Here is a 22,599-nt window from a genome sequence, read left to right on the forward strand (position 1 = left end):
CACTCATCATCAATGCAGGAGAGCCACCATGGCCAATACCTCTTTACGTAAAGCCTCATTGCAAAGCATGGAAGCCGAGATCGAGAGTCTGTTGAAGTCTTTGGAGAACCTGAAGGACGACGCCTCGGACGAGTCGCGTAAAACCCTCAAGGCGTTGAAAGCCAACGCCGAGAGCGCCCTCAAGCATTCGCGTCATTTGCTCAGCGATGCGTACGAAGAAGTCAAAGTCAAAACCCGTGAAACCGGGATCGCCACTCGGGACTACGCCCAGGAACACCCTTGGACTACAGCCGGTGTCGCAGTGGGCGCACTGGGTCTGCTTGCGGCTTACTTGCTGTGCAAACGCGGTGACTAATCTGTTTGGCGCAGTTCGTTTTTGAGCCACTGCGCCAGTTGCCGAGCGCGTCCGTCCGCGGCGCGCTTGGGTAGCCACAACGCCAGTTGCGCCGGGGTTTCGCTGAAACCCCACGGCGCAACCAGGCGCCCTGCCTTCAAGTCCTCGGCGACTAAAGGTTCAGGGGCAATCGCGACACCGAGACCAGCCACTGCCGCCTCCAGCAAATAATACAAATGCTCGAAGCCCTGCCCGTACTTCAACGCTTTGGCGTCGAGGCCGCTTTGCTGCGCCCAGCTTGGCCAGGCCTGCGGACGGGAAGTGGTGTGCAGCAACGGCTGCTTCAACAGCGCGCTTGCTGGCGCCTGTTGAAGCAGTTCGTAATCGGCGAAGCGTGGGCTCATGACCGGGCCGATGCGTTCGCTGGCCAATTCGTAAACCTGCATGTCCGCAGGCCATGGCGGTTCGGCGAACACCAGCAAAGCGTCCAGCCCCGGACGACGGGGATCGAGATCGCCTTCTCCGGCGGACAAGTGCAGGCGCAGGTCCGGTAGATCAGCATTCAACCGACCCAAACGCGGAATAAACCAGCGCGCCAGCAGACTGCCCGAACAGCCGAGCACGAACGGCGCGTCGGCGGTGCTTTGGGTCAGCTCGGCGCAGACCGTGCGCAAGCGCTCAAAGGCTTCAGCGCTGGCATCGCGCAAACGCACGCCGGCATCTGTGAGTTTAAGGCCGCGACCCTCCTTGATGAACAGACTCACCCCGAGATGCTCTTCGAGTACTTTCAATTGCCGGCTGACTGCACCATGGGTGACGTGCAGCTGTTCGGCGGCCTGGCTGACGCTGTTCAGGCGGGCAGTGGCTTCGAAGGCGCGAAGCGCGTTCAGCGGGGGAAGGTCGTGGCTCATGGGATCTGTGAGTTTTCCTGACAGGTTGCGGCGATCTTATCGGTTTTCAGCCTGAGGCGTCAGGGGTAGAGTTAAGCCCACTCTCTTTTCAAAAGCTTCATCTCACCCATTCAACCGGAGCGACCCATGACCCAGACTAATCTGCGCAACGGCCCCGACGCCAACGGCCTGTTTGGCTCGTTCGGCGGCCGCTACGTCGCCGAAACCCTGATGCCGTTGATCCTCGATCTGGCCCGCGAGTACGAAGCGGCCAAGGAAGATCCGGCATTCAAAGAAGAATTGGCCTACTTCCAGCGCGACTATGTCGGACGTCCAAGCCCACTCTATTTCGCTGAACGCCTGACCGAGTTCTGCGGCGGCGCGAAGATTTATCTCAAGCGTGAAGAGCTGAACCACACCGGCGCGCACAAGATCAACAACTGCATCGGCCAGATCCTGCTGGCGCGGCGCATGGGCAAGAAACGCATCATCGCCGAGACCGGCGCCGGCATGCACGGCGTTGCGACGGCTACCGTGGCGGCGCGTTTTGGCCTCGACTGCGTGATCTACATGGGCACCACCGACATCGAGCGTCAGCAAGCCAACGTGTTCCGCATGAAACTGCTGGGCGCCGAGGTGATCCCGGTCGTGGCCGGCACCGGCACCCTGAAAGACGCGATGAACGAAGCGCTGCGTGACTGGGTGACCAACGTCGACAGCACTTTCTACCTGATCGGCACCGTGGCCGGTCCGCACCCTTACCCTGCAATGGTTCGCGACTTCCAGGCCGTCATCGGCAAGGAAACCCGTGACCAACTGCAAGCCCAGGAAGGTCGTCTGCCCGACAGCCTGGTCGCATGCATCGGCGGTGGCTCCAACGCCATGGGCCTGTTCCACCCGTTCCTTGACGACAAGAGCGTCGAAATCATTGGTGTCGAAGCGGCCGGTTACGGCATCGAGACCGGCAAGCACGCGGCCAGCCTGAATGGCGGCGTACCGGGCGTATTGCACGGCAACCGCACTTTCCTGCTGCAGGATGACGACGGCCAGATCATCGACGCCCACTCGATCTCCGCCGGCCTCGACTACCCAGGCATCGGCCCGGAACACGCCTGGTTGCATGACATCGGTCGCGTTCAGTACACCTCGGTGACCGACGACGAAGCCCTCGACGCGTTCCATAAATGCTGCCGCCTGGAAGGGATTATTCCTGCATTGGAAAGCGCCCATGCCTTGGCCGAAGTGTTCAAACGCGCACCGACCCTGCCGAAAGATCACCTGATGGTGGTCAACCTGTCCGGTCGCGGGGACAAAGACATGCAGACCGTGATGCACCACATGGAAAACTCTCAACAAGTGCAGTCCCAGCAGGAGAAACACTGATGAGCCGCCTGCAAACGCGTTTTGCCGAACTCAAGGAACAAAACCGCGCCGCCCTGGTGACCTTCGTCACCGCCGGCGACCCGAGCTATGACACTTCCCTGGCGATCCTCAAAGGTTTGCCTGGTGCTGGCGCCGACGTGATCGAGTTGGGCATGCCTTTCACCGACCCAATGGCTGATGGCCCGGCGATCCAGCTGGCCAACATCCGCGCCTTGGGCGCCAAACAGAACCTGGCGAAAACCCTGCAAATGGTTCGCGAGTTCCGCGAAGGCAACAGCGATACGCCGCTGGTACTGATGGGTTACTTCAACCCGATCCACATGTACGGCGTACCGCGTTTCATCGCCGATGCCAAAGAGGCCGGCGTGGATGGCCTGATCGTTGTCGACCTGCCGCCCGAGCACAATGGTGAACTGTGCGACCCGGCCCAGGCTGCCGGTCTGGACTTCATTCGTCTGACCACCCCGACGACCGATGATGTGCGTTTGCCGACGGTCTTGAACGGCAGCTCCGGTTTCGTTTACTACGTGTCTGTGGCCGGTGTGACCGGTGCCGGCGCGGCGACGCTGGAGCACGTTGAAGAAGCGGTGGCCCGTCTGCGCCGCCACACTGATCTGCCGATCAGCATCGGTTTCGGTATTCGTACACCGGAGCAAGCAGCGTCCATTGCGCGTCTGGCCGACGGTGTGGTGGTGGGTTCGGCGTTGATCGATCACATCGCCAACGCCTCGACGCCGGATCAGGCGGTCGATGGTGTACTGAGCCTTTGCGCGGCGCTGGCCGATGGCGTGCGTCAGGCCCGCGTCAGCTGAAGGTAAAGTTCCTGATACAGAGGAATTAGAGCCTCGCGGTACAGACTAAACAGCAAGACCGAGGGCTTCAGGACTACGTTCTGAAGCCCTTTTTGCTGTGTGTGCCGTGAGGAAAGACCCGATGAAAATGCCGAAACGTCTGATTGCCAGCCTGGGCGTGCTGATGCTCAGTGCCACCCCGTTGCTGCACGCCAGCGCCGATCAGCGCGACGATCACGACCGCGGCGGTCAGCAACAGGGCCATTACGATAACCGTGGCGATGACCATCGCGGCCCGCAGGACAACCATCGCGGCGGCCCTCCGCCACGGGACTTTGGTCCGGTGCGCCAGACGATTCATGACAATCATGGCTACTTCGTACGGGGGGCGCCGCCACCTCCAGGCATTCATCTGGAGCGTGGTCGGCCGTTGCCGCACGGTTATTACGGTGAGCGCCTGGACAACCGCGCGCTGAGCCGGCTGCCGTATTACCAGGGTTACGAATGGCGCCGCGCGGGTGGCGACATTGTGCTGATCGCCGTGGGTACCGGGATCGTCTATGAAATTCTGGAAGGGGTGCTCTGACGTGATGAAACTGTAGGAGCGAGCCTGCTCGCGATGGTCGTTAACGATAACGCGTGTTTCCCGACGGAACCCGGCGCTTTCAAGTCCATCGCGAGCAGGCTCGCTCCTACAGTGGGCTGCAATCACTACGGCAATTCCAATCCGCCCGCTGCTTTGTGCAATTTACGCAAATGCTCGCCAACCTGCTTCAGGTTGGCTTCGTTGGCAGCCATCTCCGCCGCACGACTCGGGTCGAGTAGCGTTCTCACTTCCTTGTCCAGGTCGCCGGTCAGCGCCTGGAGCTGCTTTTGCCTCAGGCTGCTTTCCGACTCCAGGCGTTGCCACTCGCTGGGTTGCGGCAAGCCATAACCGCCGGTACCGAGCAGCTCCGCCGGACGACTGAGGAAGCCGCTGTTGGCGAGAATCTGCTTCAACGTCGCATTGGCCTTGTCCATACCGCCGCTCTTCAATTCCCGGGCACCGAGATAGCGTTGCTTCACTTCGTCCTGGGCCAGCACCAGTTGTTGTCGGAAAGCGGCCTGTTCCAGTAGCAGCAAAGCCGCGCTGGTGCGCAGGTCAGCCTGATCAATCCATTTACGACGCTCTTCAGCCTTTAAGGCCAGCCAGTCTTCGACCTTGTCCTGTTTGATCGGCAGGTGCTTTTTCAGCACCTCGAACATCGCTTGATAGCGATCGCGGAAAGAGTCGAAGCGATAGCCCAGACGCAGCGCTTCGCGAGGATCGTCCAGCACGCTGGTATCCGCCAGGCCGCGACCCTTGAGCACTTCCAGCAAGCCGTTGGGCATGATGTTGTCCAGCCCGACCAGCTTTGCGTTGTTGGTGCCGCTGCGCAGCAACTTCAGGCCTTCTACCGCGCAGTTGTTGGACAGGAAGAAGTAATTGCCGTCGTAGCTCCAGTGCATCTCGGCGGCGTGTTCCACCACGTCTTCGATCTCGTTGCGCGACAGGTTCAGCGGCACCGAGGCGAGGCTGCGCAATTCGGTCTTGGTGTACTCATCGATGACCTGGGCCAGCGGCAGGACGAACAGGCGCGACGGGTATTTGCCGACCAATCCATCCCAGCTCGACAGCTGTACATCACCGACGAAGGCGCGGTAGGACAACACCAGGTGTTGATCCAGATCCAGCCGGCAATCCGGCCCTCGTGGCCGGCCGGGAGCACAGATCACCAGGCGCAACATGCTGTGGCCCCAGCGGCTGACCCAGTTCTGGTTGGCTTCGGCCAACAGATAATCCACGGCATACACCCGTTCCGGATCGACCTGGCCCAAAGGCTGTTTGGCGAAGTCGTTACCGGCATTGAGGAAGGCGAACGATTTGCCGCAGGTGTCTTTGGTGGCGGGAGCCCAGCCGAAATGTTCTTTGTAGTAGCGGTAGAGCGCAGGGCGGCGACAGACGTAGCTCGGGTCGAGGAGGAAGTACTCCATGTTCACCGCGACGAACTCTTTGGGACTGCTGGTCTCGTAGATGTCCGGGCTGCGGGCGATCTGGCGGTTGTACTGTTCGCGCTCGCCGCGACGGCCCACGTATTGCGGCCAGCCTGCGAGGTCGAGCAGGCGCGGGTCATCGCTGAGGGTGAAGCGTCGGTCGGACTGGCCACGGCATTCATCCGGGATACCGATCAGGCCGGAACTGTTGGTGCGCCGGGTGCAGCGCTGGATCAGCGTGCGTTCGGCGGCTGGCCAAAAACGCGAGCGGTCATAGATGTGGGTGAGTTCGTGCAGCACCGTGGCCAGCATTTCCCTGCGCACGGTGCCGTGGGGGCGATAAGTTTTCTTGGTTGCGGCGCTGCCGTCGGTGAGGCTGGCGAGCAGGTTGCGGTTCAGGTCGAGTTCGGACACCAGCGACGCCTGGCCGTAGGCATTGCTCGGCATGTCATCGGTCCAGCCAACGTCGATGCGTCGGTCGAGCTGCTCGATGAACCGCGGCGGCAACGCCTGCATGGCTTCATCAAGCAGCGCCTGGCTGGCCTGCTGTTGCGCGGGACTCAGGCCTTCGGTCTTGAGCTGTAATTGCAGTCCGGCCTGAGCCGTGTTGCCGAGCAGCAACATGGCCCCCATCAGAAGCCAGGCATTTAGCGACCTCACAGTGCGAGGATGGCTTCGGCGATGACCTGATCACTGGCGTCCCGAGCTTCCGGCACGCGGGTGCGCAATAGGTTGAGCGCTGCTTCCAGGTGCGCGCCTCGGATATCGCCGTCACTGGCGACGAAACTGGCGGCATCGTCATGAGCTTCTCGAACGATTTTCGCGTCACGGATGGACGTCGTGGTATCGGAAGTGAAATCAAGGGTCCGGCGAGTGGCATTGATGAGGATGTTGCTGGTGGCAACCAGGGTGTGCGCCTGGGTTACATCGGCCAACAGCAGCAGGCCAAGGGTGGCGACAATCAGCGGGCTACGCATGGAACGACTCCGGAGGAACGAGGATAACTATTGGACGAGAATAGCGTGTGCCAGTTCAAGGTCGCTTGCATGAAGTTTTGGCTGGGTCTGGCGCAGGTAAATCAGGGCCGACTCCAGTTGTGCGCCTCGCAGTTGGCCGTCACTGGCTATAAATGAAGCGGCGTCATCCCTGGCGGCGAGCAGAAGCTTACGGTCGAAGGGGGCGGAGGTCACCATGCTTGTGGCGTAGCCAGTAGCTACGACGCCTTGCGTCGTCAGGTCGAAGGCGTGGGCCTGGCCTGCCCAACTGGCCGCCATTAGAACCGGAGTGATCAACAGACAGGTAAGAAAACGCATGAGACTCGACAGTTGAAAGCGAGTCCCAAGGCTAGCGCAACGCCCGGTTTAGAGCCAGCGCCGAAACATCGGGACACGTCGGGCGTGTCCCGGATATGGATGATGCCTGGTTAGATCGTCAGGATGGCCTGAGCCAGTTGTGCGTCAGTCGCGTTCAGTTGAGGGGCCTGGTGGCGAATGTGGTCGAGTGCGCTTTCCAGTTTCACGCCACGAATGGCGCCTTCGCTGGCGACGAAGCTGGCGGCGTCGTCACGGGCCGCGCGCACGATCTTGTCATCGCGAAAGGACGAGGTGACATCGGAAGTGGCATCGGACGTAGCCTTGAGTGCACCGACGACGGCATCGGTGGTCACGACGAAGCTGGTGGCATGGGAATTGGCAGCCACGGCAAGCAGGGCTGCAGCGCTGAGCAGACGAAGACGGGACATGGTGTAACTCCTTTTGGTAAACCGATTGAGAGGTGGCGCGGTGTCTGTTGAGTCAGATGCCTGTCGCGCAGTCATCGCCACGTTCTGGCTTGATATTAGGCCTGTAGGTGTCGATTCGCACAGTCCCGTCTGTTCAGGCGGACATCAGCGCCAGAACGGCTTATCCAATTCTCTGACACGATCTGAATGACTGATGCCCAGGTCAGACAGCTGCCTGGCGTCGAGTTGCGCCAGTAAACGCCGGGTTCTGGCTCTTTCGAGGCTGCTGGCGAAGCCTCTGAACAATCTTCCAAGCCAGGTAAACCGAGGCTTGGATTGCGAAGTGGTCGCGGGGAGATCCAGTGGATGATCCATGGTGCAGTCCTTTTGCTGGCAGGTCGGGATTTCATGATGATCCCGCCCGGTTCGCCAAGACAGACACACACGCCTGAAATTGTACTGGTTCAGTTTTTATTAAAGTGAAACTGTACCTGTGTTTAAGTGTGCTTATTGTTTTGAGGATTTCATCACCCCAAAACGACAAAACCCGTCGTGGTTTCCCACGACGGGTCTTGTTTGTTCAATTCGGGTGCTGGCGGTTGACCTTAAAGATCAGAGCCAGCGACGCTTACTTAGCGCCAGAACGGCTTGCTCAGCTCTTCGTAGCGTTGTGCTTCGCTAATCCCGGCGTCAGCCAGCAGACGCGAATCCAGGCGAGCCAGTTGGTGGCGGCTGGAGATGCGGCGCTGCCACAGCATCAGGTTGGCGATAACGCGCAGAGGCATGGAAGCCTGGGTTTTTGCAGCGGTGTCTTCGAAGAACAGATCGGAACTGAGTGTACGTTCCATGGTTTTCATCCTTCCGCTTGTGGCGGGATTAGGTAGTGGTTTAACTGATGCCAATGATCCTCTCGTTTGGCCAGTCTCTCTAGATACAGTTCACCTGTATTGTGAGGGACCAGTTAACTGTTAAAGGGTAGTGTACTGGTCTAAATTGAGGCAACTGTACCTGTCGGCACTGTTATGGTGCATTTTTGGTGATTCTGGTCGAAAAGGTAGGGCGTTACGGTAGGAAATGACCAGTACAGCAGTACAGTTTTAAACACATTTCTGCCTGGCAATAGTCCGCTGTCGAAACTGTGCTTGCGACAGCGGCTATCTGTATCAATTACACCGTCAGCATTCGACCGGTTTCTTCCAGGTTGATGTGCCAGCTCAGGGCGTCACGCAGGATATGTGGCGTGTGCCCGCCGATGGCGCAAGCGGCGGTGAAGTAGTCATCCAGCGCCTGGCGATAGTCCGGGTGTACGCAGTTATCGATGATGACGCGAGCCCGCTCCCGCGGTGCCAGCCCGCGCAAGTCCGCCAGACCGACCTCGGTCACGAGGATGTCGACGTCATGTTCCGTGTGATCGACGTGGCTGACCATCGGCACCACGCTGGAGATCGCGCCGCCCTTGGCAATCGACTTGGTCACAAAGATCGCCAGGTGCGCGTTGCGCGCGAAGTCGCCCGAGCCACCGATGCCGTTCATCATTCGCGTGCCGCAGACGTGGGTAGAGTTGACGTTGCCGTACAGGTCGAACTCCAACGCAGTGTTGATGCCGATGATCCCAAGGCGGCGCACCACTTCCGGGTGGTTGGAGATTTCCTGCGGACGCAGGACCAGTTTGTCCTTGTAACGCTCCAGGTTGCCGAACACATCAGCGTTGCGGCGGCTCGACAAGGTGATCGAACTACCAGACGCAAAGCTCAGCTTGCCGGCGTCGATCAGGTCGAAGGTCGAGTCCTGCAACACCTCGGAATACATGGTCAGGTCTTCGAACGGAGAATCGATCAGTCCGCACATCACCGAGTTGGCAATGGTGCCGATGCCGGCCTGCAATGGGCCAAGCTTGTTGGTCATGCGCCCAGCCGCCACTTCCTGCTTGAAGAAGTCGATCAGGTGGTCGGCAATGGCCTGGGTATCAACGTCCGGTGGCAGTACCGTCGACGGCGAGTCGGACTGATTGGTGATGACAATCGCGACGATCTTTTCAGGCGGGATCGGAATGGCGGTGCTGCCGATGCGATCGTCGACCTTCACCAGCGGAATCGGCGTGCGGGTCGGGCGATACGTCGGGATATAGATGTCGTGCAAACCCTCGAGGTTCGGGTTGTGCGCCAGGTTGATCTCGACGATCACCTGTTTGGCGAAAATCGCGAAGCTGGCCGAGTTGCCCACCGAAGTGGTCGGCACGATGTGGCCTTGCTCAGTGATCGCCACGGCCTCGATGACGGCGATGTCCGGCAGTTTCAGCTGCTGGTTGCGCAGCGACTCCACGGTTTCTGAAAGATGCTGGTCAATAAACATCACTTCGCCGGCGTTGATCGCCTTGCGCAATGTGCTGTCGACCTGGAACGGCATGCGTCGCGACAGGACGCCGGCTTCGGTGAGCTGTTTATCAAGGTCGTTGCCCAGGCTGGCGCCGGTCATCAGTGTGATTTTCAGCGGGGTGACTTTGGCGCGTTCGGCCAATGCATGAGGCACGGCTTTGGCTTCGCCAGCGCGCGTAAAACCACTCATGCCGACGGTCATGCCGTCCTCAATCAGAGCGGCAGCGTCAGCGGCGCTCATCACCTTATCCAACAACGAAGGCAAGCGAATACGATCACGGTACATGGATTGTTATCTCGGGCAACGGAAGCAAGGTGTGCAGTCTAGTGATTTCAAAAAAAATCCTCCCGCTACCATGGTCGAATGCAGACCCCTGATTTAGAGCCTTTGGTCGGGTTTCACGGGGAATAAAAAAACCCCAGCCTACTAAAGGCTGAGGTTTTGGGTATTGCGCTGGAGCAGTTTTTACTCGACGGCTTTGACCATATCTTCGATGACTTTCTTGGCGTCGCCGAAGACCATCATGGTTTTGTCGAGGTAGAACAGTTCGTTGTCCAGGCCGGCATAACCGCTGGCCATCGAACGTTTGTTGACGATGATCGTCTTGGCCTTGAACGCTTCGAGAATCGGCATCCCGGCAATCGGCGATTTCGGATCGTTCTTCGCCGCCGGGTTGACCACGTCGTTGGCGCCGAGCACCAGCACCACGTCGGCCTGACCGAACTCGGAGTTGATGTCTTCCATCTCGAACACCTGGTCGTAAGGCACTTCAGCCTCGGCCAGCAGCACGTTCATGTGACCAGGCATACGACCCGCCACCGGGTGGATCGCGTATTTCACGGTCACGCCACGATGGCTCAGCTTCTCGGTCAGCTCTTTCAGTGCGTGCTGCGCCCGTGCTACCGCCAGGCCGTAGCCTGGAACGATGATCACGGTATCGGCGTTGGTCAGCAGGAAGGTCGCGTCGTCGGCCGAACCGGATTTCACCGGGCGGGCTTCCTTGGCGCCAGCCGGGCCGGCATCGGCCGTATTGCCGAAACCACCGAGCAGTACATTAAAGAAGGAACGGTTCATCGCCTTGCACATGATGTACGAGAGGATCGCACCGGACGAACCCACCAGCGAGCCCGCGATGATCAGCATCGAGTTGTTCAGTGAGAAGCCGATACCCGCTGCTGCCCAACCGGAGTAACTGTTAAGCATCGACACCACAACCGGCATGTCTGCGCCGCCAATCGGGATGATGATCAGGACGCCCATCACGAAGGCCAGCACCAGCATCAGCGCGAAGGCACTGAGATTGCCGGTCAGCATGAAGGTGATGCCCAGCGCCAGTGTCGCCAGACCCAGCAGCAGGTTCAGCTTGTGCTGGCCGCCGAACTGTACCGGTGCACCCTGGAACAGGCGGAACTTGTACTTGCCCGAGAGCTTGCCGAACGCGATCACCGAACCGGAGAAGGTGATTGCACCGATGGCAGCACCCAGGAACAGCTCCAGACGGTTGCCCGCAGGAATCGAATCACCCAATTGCTTGACGATGCCCAGCGATTGCGGCTCAACAACAGCGGCGATCGCGATGAACACCGCGGCCATACCGATCATGCTGTGCATGAAGGCGACCAGTTCCGGCATCTTGGTCATTTCAACGCGCTTGGCCATGATCGAGCCGGCGGTGCCGCCGACCAGCAGGCCGACGATGACGTAACCGATACCGGCGGTGGCCAGCTCAGCGCCCAGCTTATAGATGAGGCCCACGGTGGTGAGGATCGCCAAGGCCATGCCGAGCATGCCGTACAGGTTGCCGCGACGCGACGTGGTCGGGTGCGACAGGCCTTTCAGGGCCTGGATGAAGCAGATGGACGCGATCAAGTAGAGCGTCGTTACGAGGTTCATGCTCATTACTTAGGCGCCTCTTCTTTTACGGCTTTCGGGGCTTTTTTCTTGAACATCTCAAGCATCCTGCGGGTCACCAGGAAGCCACCGAATACGTTTACTGCCGCCAGGGCCACGGCCAGCGTGCCCATGGTTTTACCCAGTGGCGTAACGGTCAGCGCCGCGGCGAGCATGGCGCCGACAATCACGATCGCCGAAATGGCGTTGGTGACCGCCATCAACGGCGTGTGCAGCGCAGGTGTAACGTTCCAGACCACGTGATAACCGACATAAATCGCCAGCACGAAGATGATCAGGTTGTAGATACCGGGGGAGATAAGCTCTTCCATCGTCTGAATCCCTGCTTAGGCGTTTTTGCGGATGACTTGGCCGTCGCGGCACATCAGGCACGCGGCGACGATGTCGTCTTCTAGGTTCACTTCGAACTGGCCTTCTTTGTTGAAGACCAGCTTCAGGAAGTCCAGCAGGTTGCGTGCGTACAGGGCCGAAGCGTCTGCCGCGACCGCGCCGGCCAGATTGGTAGGACCGCAAATGGTCACGCCATTCTCGACCACAACCTGATCGGCCACGGTCAGCGGGCAGTTGCCGCCCTGGGCTGCGGCGAGGTCGATGACCACCGAGCCTGGCTTCATCTGCGCCACGGTTTCCGCGCTCAACAGCGTCGGTGCCTTGCGGCCCGGAATCAGTGCCGTGGTGATGACAATGTCAGCCTGCTTGGCGCGCTCGTGCACGGCCAGGGCCTGACGCTGCATCCAGCTCGCCGGCATTGGACGTGCGTAACCGCCGACACCGACGGCGCATTCGCGCTCTTCATCGGTCTCATAAGGCACGTCGACGAACTTGGCACCGAGGGATTCGATCTGCTCTTTAACCGCAGGTCGCACATCAGACGCCTCAATCACCGCACCCAGACGTTTCGCCGTAGCGATCGCCTGCAAACCGGCTACCCCGGCGCCAAGAATCAGCACGCGCGCCGCTTTCACGGTGCCCGCAGCGGTCATCAGCATCGGCATGAAGCGAGGGTAATGGTGTGCGGCCAGCAACACGGCTTTATAGCCGGCGATGTTGGCTTGCGAAGACAGCACATCCAGGCTCTGGGCGCGGGAGGTGCGTGGCGCGGCTTCCAGCGCAAACGCGGTGATTCCGCACTCAGCCAGTTTGGCAATGGTTTCATTGCTGAACGGGTTGAGCATGCCCACCACAACGGTGCCGCTCTTGATCAGAGCGAGTTCGCTGTCGCTGGGTGCGACCACCTTGAGAATCAGCTCGGCACCAAACGCATCGTTGGCGCTGCCAATGGTTGCGCCTGCCGCTTCATAAGCACTGTCGACAACGCTGGCATTAATGCCGGCGCCGCTTTGCACAGTGACCTTATGACCCTGGCCGATCAGCTTCTTGATGGTTTCCGGGGTTGCAGCAACCCGTGTTTCACCCGTCTGGGTTTCGAGAGGAACACCAATGTGCACGTCAAATCTCCTGCGTGATCTTATTGAGTAAACCCAGGCACTTCGGATGGTGCGGCTGGGGCGGCCGATCAGCACGATCCCGCCAAATCAGGGCGGGGCGCGGCATTTTGCAGGCGAACTTTGTGCCCTTCAAGGGATTATGACGGGTGACGGAAAATTAACTACAAGTCACCCCGTGACCGAATGTCGCAACTAACCGCTTCAATCCCTTGCAGGCCGTGCCTTGTAAGGTTTTTCGCCAAAATTCAAGAAATTACACATCGGTACGGTGAATGCAGTGTTATTGCCATCCAATAGCGGCTCAAGGCCACGTTTTCAGGCGCTTGTGGGACGTTTGTACAGCTTCTAGGTACAGTCTGCGAATATGCGACAAATACTTATATCTGTAGGGCTTTCAGTTTATTGACTACGGGGTCAGCTAATGGGGCTAAGCCTTTATCCTTCTAGGCTGTAGCTTTGTGCCTGATTTACCAGCCAGTCGCGAAATGCCTTCAAAGACGCAGATTCGACTTTTCGATCAGGAATCATCAGGTAATACGCCTTGATGCTGGACAGCGCCTGAGCGTTGGCGATCACCAGGCGCTTCTCCGCCAGTTCGCGCTGAATCAGGAACGGCGGGATCAAGGCGATCCCCATGTCATGCATCGCCGCTTGGGCAAGCATGGAGAATAGCTCGTAGCGCGGCCCTGTCATGTCGCGGGGGATATTAAGGTTTTGCGAGTTGAACCATTGGCGCCAGGCATAGGGGCGGGTGGTCTGTTGCAGCAAGGGCAGTTCGGCGATTTCTGCGGGTGTGAGGCTTGTCCTATTGCCCAGTAGGTTGGGGCTGCACACAGGCATGGGATTTTCGCCCATCAGCCTGTGGGATTCAGTGCCTGACCAGTCCGCATCGCCAAAGTAAATGGCGGCATCGAAGTCTGTGTCGGCAAACAAGAAGGGGCGTGTGCGGTTAGTGAGGTTGACCGTCACTTCGGGATGTTTTTGCTGGAAGTCTTTGAGTCTTGGCAGCAGCCATTGGGTGCCGAAGGTTGGTACGACCGCCAGCTCAATCACGTTGGTACCCTGTTGGCCCATCACTGACAGGGTGTCGCGCTCTACGGCGTCCAACTGTGTTGCTACCCGACGGCTGTAGGAAAGTCCGGCTTCAGTCAGCTTCACTCCACGCCGCGAGCGTCGGAACAACTCCACACTCAAGAACTCCTCAAGGCTGGCGATCTGTCGGCAGATCGCTCCCTGAGTGAGGGAAAGTTCCTGGGCTGCCTTGGTAAAGCTCTCGTGGCGTGCCGCTGCTTCAAAGCTGACCAGGGCGGTTGTGCTGGGGATCTTCCTGCGCATGTACGTCAACCTCACTAATACATCGTACAAAAAACTGCTTCGCGATGTTTCGGAGTGAGAAATTAGCACAACAGTATGCAAAATCCTCGTTTGTGGTAACGCCAAACCCGGCCTAGGATCAGTCCACGTTATTTGACCCGATTCGAGAGGACACACTCATGGGCGGTAAAGCTAGCTTCAACTGGATCGATCCCCTGCTGCTGGATCAACAGCTCACCGAAGAAGAGCGCATGATTCGCGACACTGCCGAGCAATTCGCTCAGCAGAAGCTCGCGCCGCGTGTTCTTGAAGCTTTCCGTCATGAAAAGACCGACCCGGCGATCTTTCGTGAAATGGGTGAAGTCGGCCTGCTGGGTGCAACCATCCCTGAGCAATATGGCGGCAGCGGTCTGAACTATGTCAGCTACGGTCTGATTGCTCGTGAAGTTGAGCGCGTCGATTCGGGTTATCGCTCGATGATGAGCGTGCAGTCCTCTTTGGTGATGGTGCCGATCAATGAATTCGGTACTGAGGCCCAGAAGCAGAAGTATCTGCCGAAACTGGCCTCGGGCGAGTGGATTGGCTGTTTCGGTCTGACCGAGCCTAACCACGGTTCCGACCCGGGCGCGATGATTACTCGTGCACGCAAAGTGGAAGGCGGCTACAGCCTGACCGGCAGCAAGATGTGGATCACCAACAGCCCGATCGCCGATGTATTCGTGGTCTGGGGCAAGGACGACGAGGGCGACATCCGTGGCTTCGTTCTGGAGAAAGGCTGGAAAGGCCTGAGCGCGCCGGCCATTCACGGCAAAGTGGGGCTGCGTGCATCCATCACTGGTGAGATCGTCATGGACAACGTGTTTGTCCCTGAAGAGAACATCTTCCCTGACGTCCGTGGTTTGAAAGGCCCGTTTACTTGCCTGAACTCGGCACGTTATGGCATTTCCTGGGGTGCGCTGGGCGCGGCCGAGTTCTGCTGGCACACCGCTCGCCAATACACCCTGGATCGTCAGCAGTTCGGTCGTCCATTGGCTGCTACTCAATTGATCCAGAAGAAACTGGCTGACATGCAGACCGAAATCACCCTGGCTCTGCAAGGCTGCCTGCGTCTGGGTCGTATGAAAGATGAAGGCACCGCTGCGGTCGAAATCACCTCGATGATGAAGCGCAACTCTTGCGGCAAGTCCCTGGACATTGCTCGGATGGCGCGTGACATGTTGGGTGGTAACGGTATCTCCGATGAATTCGGCGTGGCGCGTCACCTGGTCAACCTGGAAGTGGTGAATACCTATGAAGGTACGCATGACGTCCACGCGCTGATCCTTGGTCGTGCGCAGACCGGCCTCCAGGCGTTCTATTAATAGGAGAACGGCCATGGGCGCGCTTTCGCATCTACGGGTACTGGATTTGTCGCGGGTGCTGGCCGGGCCGTGGTCCGGTCAGATACTGGCGGACCTTGGCGCCGAGGTGATCAAGGTCGAGCGTCCGGGCAATGGCGATGACACGCGCGCCTGGGGGCCTCCTTTTCTGAAGGATGCCTATGGCGAGAACACCAGCGAGGCCGCCTACTACTTGTCGGCCAATCGCAACAAGCAATCGGTGACCATCGACTTCACTCGCCCGGAGGGGCAGAAGTTGGTGCGTGAGCTGGCGGCGAAGTCAGACATCCTGATCGAGAACTTCAAGGTCGGTGGTCTGGCGGCTTATGGATTGGATTATGAGTCGCTCAAAGAGGCCAATCCGAATCTGATCTACTGCTCGATCACCGGATTTGGTCAGACGGGTCCTTACGCCAAGCGCGCGGGTTATGACTTCATGATCCAGGGCTTGGGCGGCCTGATGAGTCTGACGGGGCGACCAGAAGGTGATGATGGTGCCGGGCCGGTGAAAGTCGGCGTGGCGCTGACGGACATTTTGACCGGGCTTTACTCGACCGTGGCGATTCTCGCAGCGCTTGCGCATCGGGATCATGACGGTGGCGGCCAACATATCGATATGGCGTTGCTGGATGTCCAGGTTGCGTGCCTGGCTAACCAGGCGATGAACTACCTGACGACAGGTAATTCGCCGAAGCGGCTGGGTAATGCACATCCGAACATCGTGCCGTATCAGGACTTTCCTACAGCAGATGGCGATTTCATCCTTACGGTGGGTAATGACGGGCAGTTCCGCAAGTTTGCGGAAGTGGCCGGGCAGCCGCAGTGGGCGGATGATCCGCGCTTTGCCACCAACAAGCTGCGGGTGGCGAACCGTGCGGTGCTGATTCCGTTGATTCGCCAGGCTACGGTGTTCAAGACCACTGCTGAGTGGGTGTCGCAGTTGGAGCGGGCAGGCGTGCCGTGTGGTCCGATCAATGATCTGGCTCAGGTGTTTGCCGACCCTCAGGTAAAGGCGCGCGGTTTGGCGATTGAGCTGCCTCACGCCTTGGCGGGGATGGTGCCGCAGGTGGCGAGCCCGATTCGTCTGTCCGAGACACCGGTGGAGTACCGCAATGCGCCTCCTTTGCTGGGCGAGCATACGATGGCGGTGCTGCAGCGGGTGTTGGGCCTGGACGCTTGTGCGGTGACTGCATTGAAGGACGCTGGAGTGCTTTGAGGAGTCCTTCTATATAGATGGCGTGGTTTTGCTCTTCTATATAGAGGGAAGCTCGCTGTTTTCAGGCTTTCTGCAAGTTATTGATAGAAAGGCTAAATTAGGGGTTGACGGCAGATTCTAGAAGTCTATAATTCGCCCCACTTCCGGCGCAGTCGAAACGGAAAACTCCTTGGTAAACAAAGAGTTACGCGGTTTTCGACAGCGAGTTGCTTCAGGTCATCGAAGCCCAGAAGGAGTTGAAAGAGCGGTGTTGTTTGGCTCTTTTGACGGTTCGATCTTCTCGGTCGAAAGCGGAGAAAAAGAGGTGTTGACAGCAGCGAGTAACGCTGTAGAATTCGCCTCCCGCTAACGAGAGATCGGAAGCGCAAGTGGTTGAAGTTGCAAAGGAAACTTTGAAAACTTCTGAAAATAACCGCTTGACAGATGCAGAGGACGCTGTAGAATGCGCGCCTCGGTTGAGACGAAAGATCTTAACCAACCGCTCTTTAACAACTGAATCAAGCAATTCGTGTGGGTGCTTGTGGAGTCAGACTGATAGTCAACAAGATTATCAGCATCACAAGTTACTCCGCGAGAAATCAAAGATGTAACCAACGATTGCTGAGCCAAGTTTAGGGTTTCTTAAAAACCCAAAGATGTTTGAACTGAAGAGTTTGATCATGGCTCAGATTGAACGCTGGCGGCAGGCCTAACACATGCAAGTCGAGCGGTAGAGAGAAGCTTGCTTCTCTTGAGAGCGGCGGACGGGTGAGTAATGCCTAGGAATCTGCCTGGTAGTGGGGGATAACGCTCGGAAACGGACGCTAATACCGCATACGTCCTACGGGAGAAAGCAGGGGACCTTCGGGCCTTGCGCTATCAGATGAGCCTAGGTCGGATTAGCTAGTTGGTGAGGTAATGGCTCACCAAGGCGACGATCCGTAACTGGTCTGAGAGGATGATCAGTCACACTGGAACTGAGACACGGTCCAGACTCCTACGGGAGGCAGCAGTGGGGAATATTGGACAATGGGCGAAAGCCTGATCCAGCCATGCCGCGTGTGTGAAGAAGGTCTTCGGATTGTAAAGCACTTTAAGTTGGGAGGAAGGGCAGTAAATTAATACTTTGCTGTTTTGACGTTACCGACAGAATAAGCACCGGCTAACTCTGTGCCAGCAGCCGCGGTAATACAGAGGGTGCAAGCGTTAATCGGAATTACTGGGCGTAAAGCGCGCGTAGGTGGTTTGTTAAGTTGGATGTGAAATCCCCGGGCTCAACCTGGGAACTGCATTCAAAACTGACAAGCTAGAGTATGGTAGAGGGTGGTGGAATTTCCTGTGTAGCGGTGAAATGCGTAGATATAGGAAGGAACACCAGTGGCGAAGGCGACCACCTGGACTGATACTGACACTGAGGTGCGAAAGCGTGGGGAGCAAACAGGATTAGATACCCTGGTAGTCCACGCCGTAAACGATGTCAACTAGCCGTTGGGAGCCTTGAGCTCTTAGTGGCGCAGCTAACGCATTAAGTTGACCGCCTGGGGAGTACGGCCGCAAGGTTAAAACTCAAATGAATTGACGGGGGCCCGCACAAGCGGTGGAGCATGTGGTTTAATTCGAAGCAACGCGAAGAACCTTACCAGGCCTTGACATCCAATGAACTTTCCAGAGATGGATTGGTGCCTTCGGGAACATTGAGACAGGTGCTGCATGGCTGTCGTCAGCTCGTGTCGTGAGATGTTGGGTTAAGTCCCGTAACGAGCGCAACCCTTGTCCTTAGTTACCAGCACGTAATGGTGGGCACTCTAAGGAGACTGCCGGTGACAAACCGGAGGAAGGTGGGGATGACGTCAAGTCATCATGGCCCTTACGGCCTGGGCTACACACGTGCTACAATGGTCGGTACAGAGGGTTGCCAAGCCGCGAGGTGGAGCTAATCCCACAAAACCGATCGTAGTCCGGATCGCAGTCTGCAACTCGACTGCGTGAAGTCGGAATCGCTAGTAATCGCGAATCAGAATGTCGCGGTGAATACGTTCCCGGGCCTTGTACACACCGCCCGTCACACCATGGGAGTGGGTTGCACCAGAAGTAGCTAGTCTAACCTTCGGGAGGACGGTTACCACGGTGTGATTCATGACTGGGGTGAAGTCGTAACAAGGTAGCCGTAGGGGAACCTGCGGCTGGATCACCTCCTTAATCGACGACATCAGCTGCTCCATAAGTTCCCACACGAATTGCTTGATTCATTGAAGAAGACGATAAGAAGCAGCCCGAAATTGGGTCTGTAGCTCAGTTGGTTAGAGCGCACCCCTGATAAGGGTGAGGTCGGCAGTTCGAATCTGCCCAGACCCACCAATTTTTGTGTGGGATCCTGTAGCAATACGGGGCCATAGCTCAGCTGGGAGAGCGCCTGCCTTGCACGCAGGAGGTCAACGGTTCGATCCCGTTTGGCTCCACCACTACTGCTTCTGATTGTATAAAGCTTAGAAATGAGCATTCCATCGTGATGGTGGTGAATGTTGATTTCTAGTCTTTGGCTAGATCGTTCTTTAAAAATTTGGGTATGTGATAGAAAGATAGACTGGATAACACTTTCACTGGTGTTTATTCAGGCTAAGGTAAAATTTGTGAGTTTAATCGCGAATTTTCGGCGAATGTCGTCTTCACAGTATAACCAGATTGCTTGGGGTTATATGGTCAAGTGAAGAAGCGCATACGGTGGATGCCTTGGCAGTCAGAGGCGATGAAAGACGTGGTAGCCTGCGAAAAGCTTCGGGGAGTCGGCAAACAGACTTTGATCCGGAGATGTCTGAATGGGGGAACCCACCTAACATAAGTTAGGTATCTTAAGCTGAATACATAGGCTTAAGAAGCGAACCAGGGGAACTGAAACATCTAAGTACCCTGAGGAAAAGAAATCAACCGAGATTCCCTTAGTAGTGGCGAGCGAACGGGGACTAGCCCTTAAGTGGCTTTGAGATTAGCGGAACGCTCTGGAAAGTGCGGCCATAGTGGGTGATAGCCCTGTACGCGAAAATCTCTTAGTCATGAAATCGAGTAGGACGGAGCACGAGAAACTTTGTCTGAATATGGGGGGACCATCCTCCAAGGCTAAATACTACTGACTGACCGATAGTGAACTAGTACCGTGAGGGAAAGGCGAAAAGAACCCCGGAGAGGGGAGTGAAATAGATCCTGAAACCGTATGCGTACAAGCAGTGGGAGCCCACTTTGTTGGGTGACTGCGTACCTTTTGTATAATGGGTCAGCGACTTATTTTCAGTGGCGAGCTTAACCGAATAGGGGAGGCGTAGCGAAAGCGAGTCTTAATAGGGCGTCTAGTCGCTGGGAATAGACCCGAAACCGGGCGATCTATCCATGGGCAGGTTGAAGGTTGGGTAACACTAACTGGAGGACCGAACCGACTACCGTTGAAAAGTTAGCGGATGACCTGTGGATCGGAGTGAAAGGCTAATCAAGCTCGGAGATAGCTGGTTCTCCTCGAAAGCTATTTAGGTAGCGCCTCATGTATCACTGTAGGGGGTAGAGCACTGTTTCGGCTAGGGGGTCATCCCGACTTACCAAACCGATGCAAACTCCGAATACCTACAAGTGCCGAGCATGGGAGACACACGGCGGGTGCTAACGTCCGTCGTGAAAAGGGAAACAACCCAGACCGTCAGCTAAGGTCCCAAAGTTATGGTTAAGTGGGAAACGATGTGGGAAGGCTTAGACAGCTAGGAGGTTGGCTTAGAAGCAGCCACCCTTTAAAGAAAGCGTAATAGCTCACTAGTCGAGTCGGCCTGCGCGGAAGATGTAACGGGGCTCAAACCATACACCGAAGCTACGGGTATCATCTTCGGATGATGCGGTAGAGGAGCGTTCTGTAAGCCTGTGAAGGTGAGTTGAGAAGCTTGCTGGAGGTATCAGAAGTGCGAATGCTGACATGAGTAACGACAATGGGTGTGAAAAACACCCACGCCGAAAGACCAAGGTTTCCTGCGCAACGTTAATCGACGCAGGGTTAGTCGGTCCCTAAGGCGAGGCTGAAAAGCGTAGTCGATGGAAAACAGGTTAATATTCCTGTACTTCTGGTTATTGCGATGGAGGGACGGAGAAGGCTAGGCCAGCTTGGCGTTGGTTGTCCAAGTTTAAGGTGGTAGGCTGGAATCTTAGGTAAATCCGGGATTCTAAGGCCGAGAGCTGATGACGAGTGTTCTTTTAGAACACGAAGTGGTTGATGCCATGCTTCCAAGAAAAGCTTCTAAGCTTCAGGTAACCAGGAACCGTACCCCAAACCGACACAGGTGGTTGGGTAGAGAATACCAAGGCGCTTGAGAGAACTCGGGTGAAGGAACTAGGCAAAATGGCACCGTAACTTCGGGAGAAGGTGCGCCGGTGAGGGTGAAGGACTTGCTCCGTAAGCTCATGCCGGTCGAAGATACCAGGCCGCTGCGACTGTTTATTAAAAACACAGCACTCTGCAAACACGAAAGTGGACGTATAGGGTGTGACGCCTGCCCGGTGCCGGAAGGTTAATTGATGGGGTTAGCTAACGCGAAGCTCTTGATCGAAGCCCCGGTAAACGGCGGCCGTAACTATAACGGTCCTAAGGTAGCGAAATTCCTTGTCGGGTAAGTTCCGACCTGCACGAATGGCGTAACGATGGCGGCGCTGTCTCCACCCGAGACTCAGTGAAATTGAAATCGCTGTGAAGATGCAGTGTATCCGCGGCTAGACGGAAAGACCCCGTGAACCTTTACTATAGCTTTGCACTGGACTTTGAATTTGCTTGTGTAGGATAGGTGGGAGGCTTTGAAGCGTGGACGCCAGTTCGCGTGGAGCCATCCTTGAAATACCACCCTGGCAACTTTGAGGTTCTAACTCAGGTCCGTTATCCGGATCGAGGACAGTGTATGGTGGGTAGTTTGACTGGGGCGGTCTCCTCCTAAAGAGTAACGGAGGAGTACGAAGGTGCGCTCAGACCGGTCGGAAATCGGTCGTAGAGTATAAAGGCAAAAGCGCGCTTGACTGCGAGACAGACACGTCGAGCAGGTACGAAAGTAGGTCTTAGTGATCCGGTGGTTCTGTATGGAAGGGCCATCGCTCAACGGATAAAAGGTACTCCGGGGATAACAGGCTGATACCGCCCAAGAGTTCATATCGACGGCGGTGTTTGGCACCTCGATGTCGGCTCATCACATCCTGGGGCTGAAGCCGGTCCCAAGGGTATGGCTGTTCGCCATTTAAAGTGGTACGCGAGCTGGGTTTAGAACGTCGTGAGACAGTTCGGTCCCTATCTGCCGTGGACGTTTGAGATTTGAGAGGGGCTGCTCCTAGTACGAGAGGACCGGAGTGGACGAACCTCTGGTGTTCCGGTTGTCACGCCAGTGGCATTGCCGGGTAGCTATGTTCGGAATAGATAACCGCTGAAAGCATCTAAGCGGGAAACTAGCCTCAAGATGAGATCTCACTGGGACCTTGAGTCCCCTGAAGGGCCGTCGAAGACTACGACGTTGATAGGTTGGGTGTGTAAGCGCTGTGAGGCGTTGAGCTAACCAATACTAATTGCCCGTGAGGCTTGACCATATAACACCCAAGCAATTTGACTACTCGAAAGAGCATCAGATTGCGGTGTGTGAAGACGCAATGAACCGAAAGTTCGAGAGCAACACACAAACTATCGCATACCCGATTCGCTGGAACGTCGCAAGACGCGTCAGCTCAAGAATTTCTTGACGACCATAGAGCATTGGAACCACCTGATCCCATCCCGAACTCAGCAGTGAAACGATGCATCGCCGATGGTAGTGTGGGGTTTCCCCATGTGAGAGTAGGTCAT

18 protein-coding genes, 2 tRNA genes and 3 rRNA genes are annotated in these 22,599 nt (G+C 57.1%); 11 read left to right on the forward strand and 12 right to left on the reverse strand.

Annotation, left to right across the window (positions count from 1 at the left end; translation table 11 throughout):
• The first annotated feature begins 28 nt into the window (after nt 1–28).
• Complete coding sequence (locus tag PMI32_RS18715) at nt 29–355, forward strand: ElaB/YgaM/YqjD family protein (protein WP_008027738.1); 327 nt, start codon at nt 29–31, stop codon at nt 353–355.
• Here the strand turns inward: PMI32_RS18715 and PMI32_RS18710 are convergent.
• Nucleotides 352–1,245: a LysR family transcriptional regulator gene (locus PMI32_RS18710; RefSeq protein ID WP_008027740.1), complete on the reverse strand. Its 894-nt coding sequence runs from the start codon at nt 1,243–1,245 to the stop codon at nt 352–354. The genes PMI32_RS18715 and PMI32_RS18710 overlap by 4 nt on opposite strands.
• A gap of 126 nt (nt 1,246–1,371) precedes the next feature.
• Here PMI32_RS18710 and trpB point away from each other — a divergent pair, with 126 nt between their 5' ends.
• From trpB to PMI32_RS18695, 3 genes are all read left to right on the forward strand, one after another.
• Nucleotides 1,372–2,607 carry a tryptophan synthase subunit beta gene (trpB, locus tag PMI32_RS18705; protein WP_008027742.1) on the forward strand — a complete coding sequence of 412 codons (1,236 nt, stop codon included), beginning with the start codon at nt 1,372–1,374 and terminating at the stop codon, nt 2,605–2,607.
• Complete coding sequence (trpA, locus tag PMI32_RS18700; protein ID WP_008027744.1) at nt 2,607–3,419, forward strand: tryptophan synthase subunit alpha; 813 nt, start codon at nt 2,607–2,609, stop codon at nt 3,417–3,419. Before trpB ends, trpA begins: the two co-directional genes overlap by 1 nt.
• A gap of 121 nt (nt 3,420–3,540) precedes the next feature.
• The gene (locus tag PMI32_RS18695) at nt 3,541–3,984 is read left to right on the forward strand and encodes an anti-virulence regulator CigR family protein (protein ID WP_008027748.1); all 444 of its coding nucleotides are present in this window, start codon (nt 3,541–3,543) and stop codon (nt 3,982–3,984) included.
• Between the two features lie 125 nt (nt 3,985–4,109).
• Here PMI32_RS18695 and PMI32_RS18690 read toward each other — a convergent pair whose 3' ends face one another.
• The 11 genes from PMI32_RS18690 to PMI32_RS18645 all read right to left on the reverse strand — a co-directional run bounded on the left by PMI32_RS18690 (nt 4,110) and on the right by PMI32_RS18645 (nt 14,201).
• Nucleotides 4,110–6,071 carry a DUF7844 domain-containing protein gene (locus PMI32_RS18690; protein ID WP_032828686.1) on the reverse strand — a complete coding sequence of 654 codons (1,962 nt, stop codon included), beginning with the start codon at nt 6,069–6,071 and terminating at the stop codon, nt 4,110–4,112.
• On the reverse strand, nt 6,068–6,388 hold the full coding sequence (locus PMI32_RS18685; protein WP_008027752.1) for a DUF2388 domain-containing protein: 321 nt from the start codon (nt 6,386–6,388) through the stop codon (nt 6,068–6,070). Before PMI32_RS18685 ends, PMI32_RS18690 begins: the two co-directional genes overlap by 4 nt.
• 27 nt (nt 6,389–6,415) lie before the next feature.
• Entirely contained in the window at nt 6,416–6,724 is a 309-nt protein-coding gene (locus PMI32_RS18680; RefSeq protein WP_032828687.1) for a DUF2388 domain-containing protein, read from the reverse strand.
• A gap of 110 nt (nt 6,725–6,834) precedes the next feature.
• A complete protein-coding gene (locus tag PMI32_RS18675; RefSeq protein ID WP_008027756.1) occupies nt 6,835–7,152 on the reverse strand; it encodes a DUF2388 domain-containing protein in 318 nt (105 codons plus the stop codon).
• A gap of 144 nt (nt 7,153–7,296) precedes the next feature.
• Nucleotides 7,297–7,506, reverse strand: coding sequence for a DUF1127 domain-containing protein (locus PMI32_RS29685; RefSeq protein WP_008027758.1), 210 nt, complete (start codon nt 7,504–7,506; stop codon nt 7,297–7,299).
• A 257-nt stretch (nt 7,507–7,763) separates the two neighbouring features.
• On the reverse strand, nt 7,764–7,979 hold the full coding sequence (locus PMI32_RS18670) for a DUF1127 domain-containing protein (protein ID WP_007947887.1): 216 nt from the start codon (nt 7,977–7,979) through the stop codon (nt 7,764–7,766).
• Between the two features lie 319 nt (nt 7,980–8,298).
• Complete coding sequence (gene scpC / locus PMI32_RS18665; RefSeq protein ID WP_008027760.1) at nt 8,299–9,792, reverse strand: succinyl-CoA:acetate CoA-transferase ScpC; 1,494 nt, start codon at nt 9,790–9,792, stop codon at nt 8,299–8,301.
• A 180-nt stretch (nt 9,793–9,972) separates the two neighbouring features.
• Complete coding sequence (locus PMI32_RS18660; protein ID WP_008027761.1) at nt 9,973–11,406, reverse strand: NAD(P)(+) transhydrogenase (Re/Si-specific) subunit beta; 1,434 nt, start codon at nt 11,404–11,406, stop codon at nt 9,973–9,975.
• Entirely contained in the window at nt 11,406–11,729 is a 324-nt protein-coding gene (locus tag PMI32_RS18655) for an NAD(P) transhydrogenase subunit alpha part 2 (RefSeq protein ID WP_003187010.1), read from the reverse strand. Before PMI32_RS18655 ends, PMI32_RS18660 begins: the two co-directional genes overlap by 1 nt.
• Nucleotides 11,730–11,744: 15 nt before the next feature.
• On the reverse strand, nt 11,745–12,866 hold the full coding sequence (locus tag PMI32_RS18650) for a Re/Si-specific NAD(P)(+) transhydrogenase subunit alpha (protein WP_008027764.1): 1,122 nt from the start codon (nt 12,864–12,866) through the stop codon (nt 11,745–11,747).
• 435 nt (nt 12,867–13,301) lie between these two features.
• On the reverse strand, nt 13,302–14,201 hold the full coding sequence (locus PMI32_RS18645) for a LysR family transcriptional regulator (protein WP_008027766.1): 900 nt from the start codon (nt 14,199–14,201) through the stop codon (nt 13,302–13,304).
• Between the two features lie 158 nt (nt 14,202–14,359).
• On the opposite strand from PMI32_RS18645, the gene PMI32_RS18640 reads away from it, so the two are divergent.
• From PMI32_RS18640 to rrf, 7 genes are all read left to right on the forward strand, one after another.
• Nucleotides 14,360–15,541, forward strand: a complete 1,182-nt coding sequence (locus PMI32_RS18640) for an acyl-CoA dehydrogenase (protein WP_008027768.1) — start codon at nt 14,360–14,362, stop codon at nt 15,539–15,541.
• A gap of 13 nt (nt 15,542–15,554) precedes the next feature.
• Entirely contained in the window at nt 15,555–16,775 is a 1,221-nt protein-coding gene (locus PMI32_RS18635; RefSeq protein ID WP_008027770.1) for a CaiB/BaiF CoA transferase family protein, read from the forward strand.
• A gap of 641 nt (nt 16,776–17,416) precedes the next feature.
• Nucleotides 17,417–18,953: ribosomal RNA gene (locus PMI32_RS18630) — 16S ribosomal RNA — on the forward strand.
• A gap of 82 nt (nt 18,954–19,035) precedes the next feature.
• Nucleotides 19,036–19,112, forward strand: a tRNA-Ile gene (locus PMI32_RS18625).
• A 28-nt stretch (nt 19,113–19,140) separates the two neighbouring features.
• Nucleotides 19,141–19,216: transfer RNA gene (locus PMI32_RS18620), tRNA-Ala, on the forward strand.
• A 236-nt stretch (nt 19,217–19,452) separates the two neighbouring features.
• Nucleotides 19,453–22,346 (forward strand): 23S ribosomal RNA (locus PMI32_RS18615).
• A 145-nt stretch (nt 22,347–22,491) separates the two neighbouring features.
• Nucleotides 22,492–22,599: ribosomal RNA gene (rrf, locus tag PMI32_RS18610) — 5S ribosomal RNA — on the forward strand; the annotation flags it as partial.

It is taken from the genome of Pseudomonas sp. GM60, from assembly GCF_000282415.1.
GTDB classification, from domain to species: Bacteria; Pseudomonadota; Gammaproteobacteria; order Pseudomonadales; family Pseudomonadaceae; genus Aquipseudomonas; species Aquipseudomonas migulae.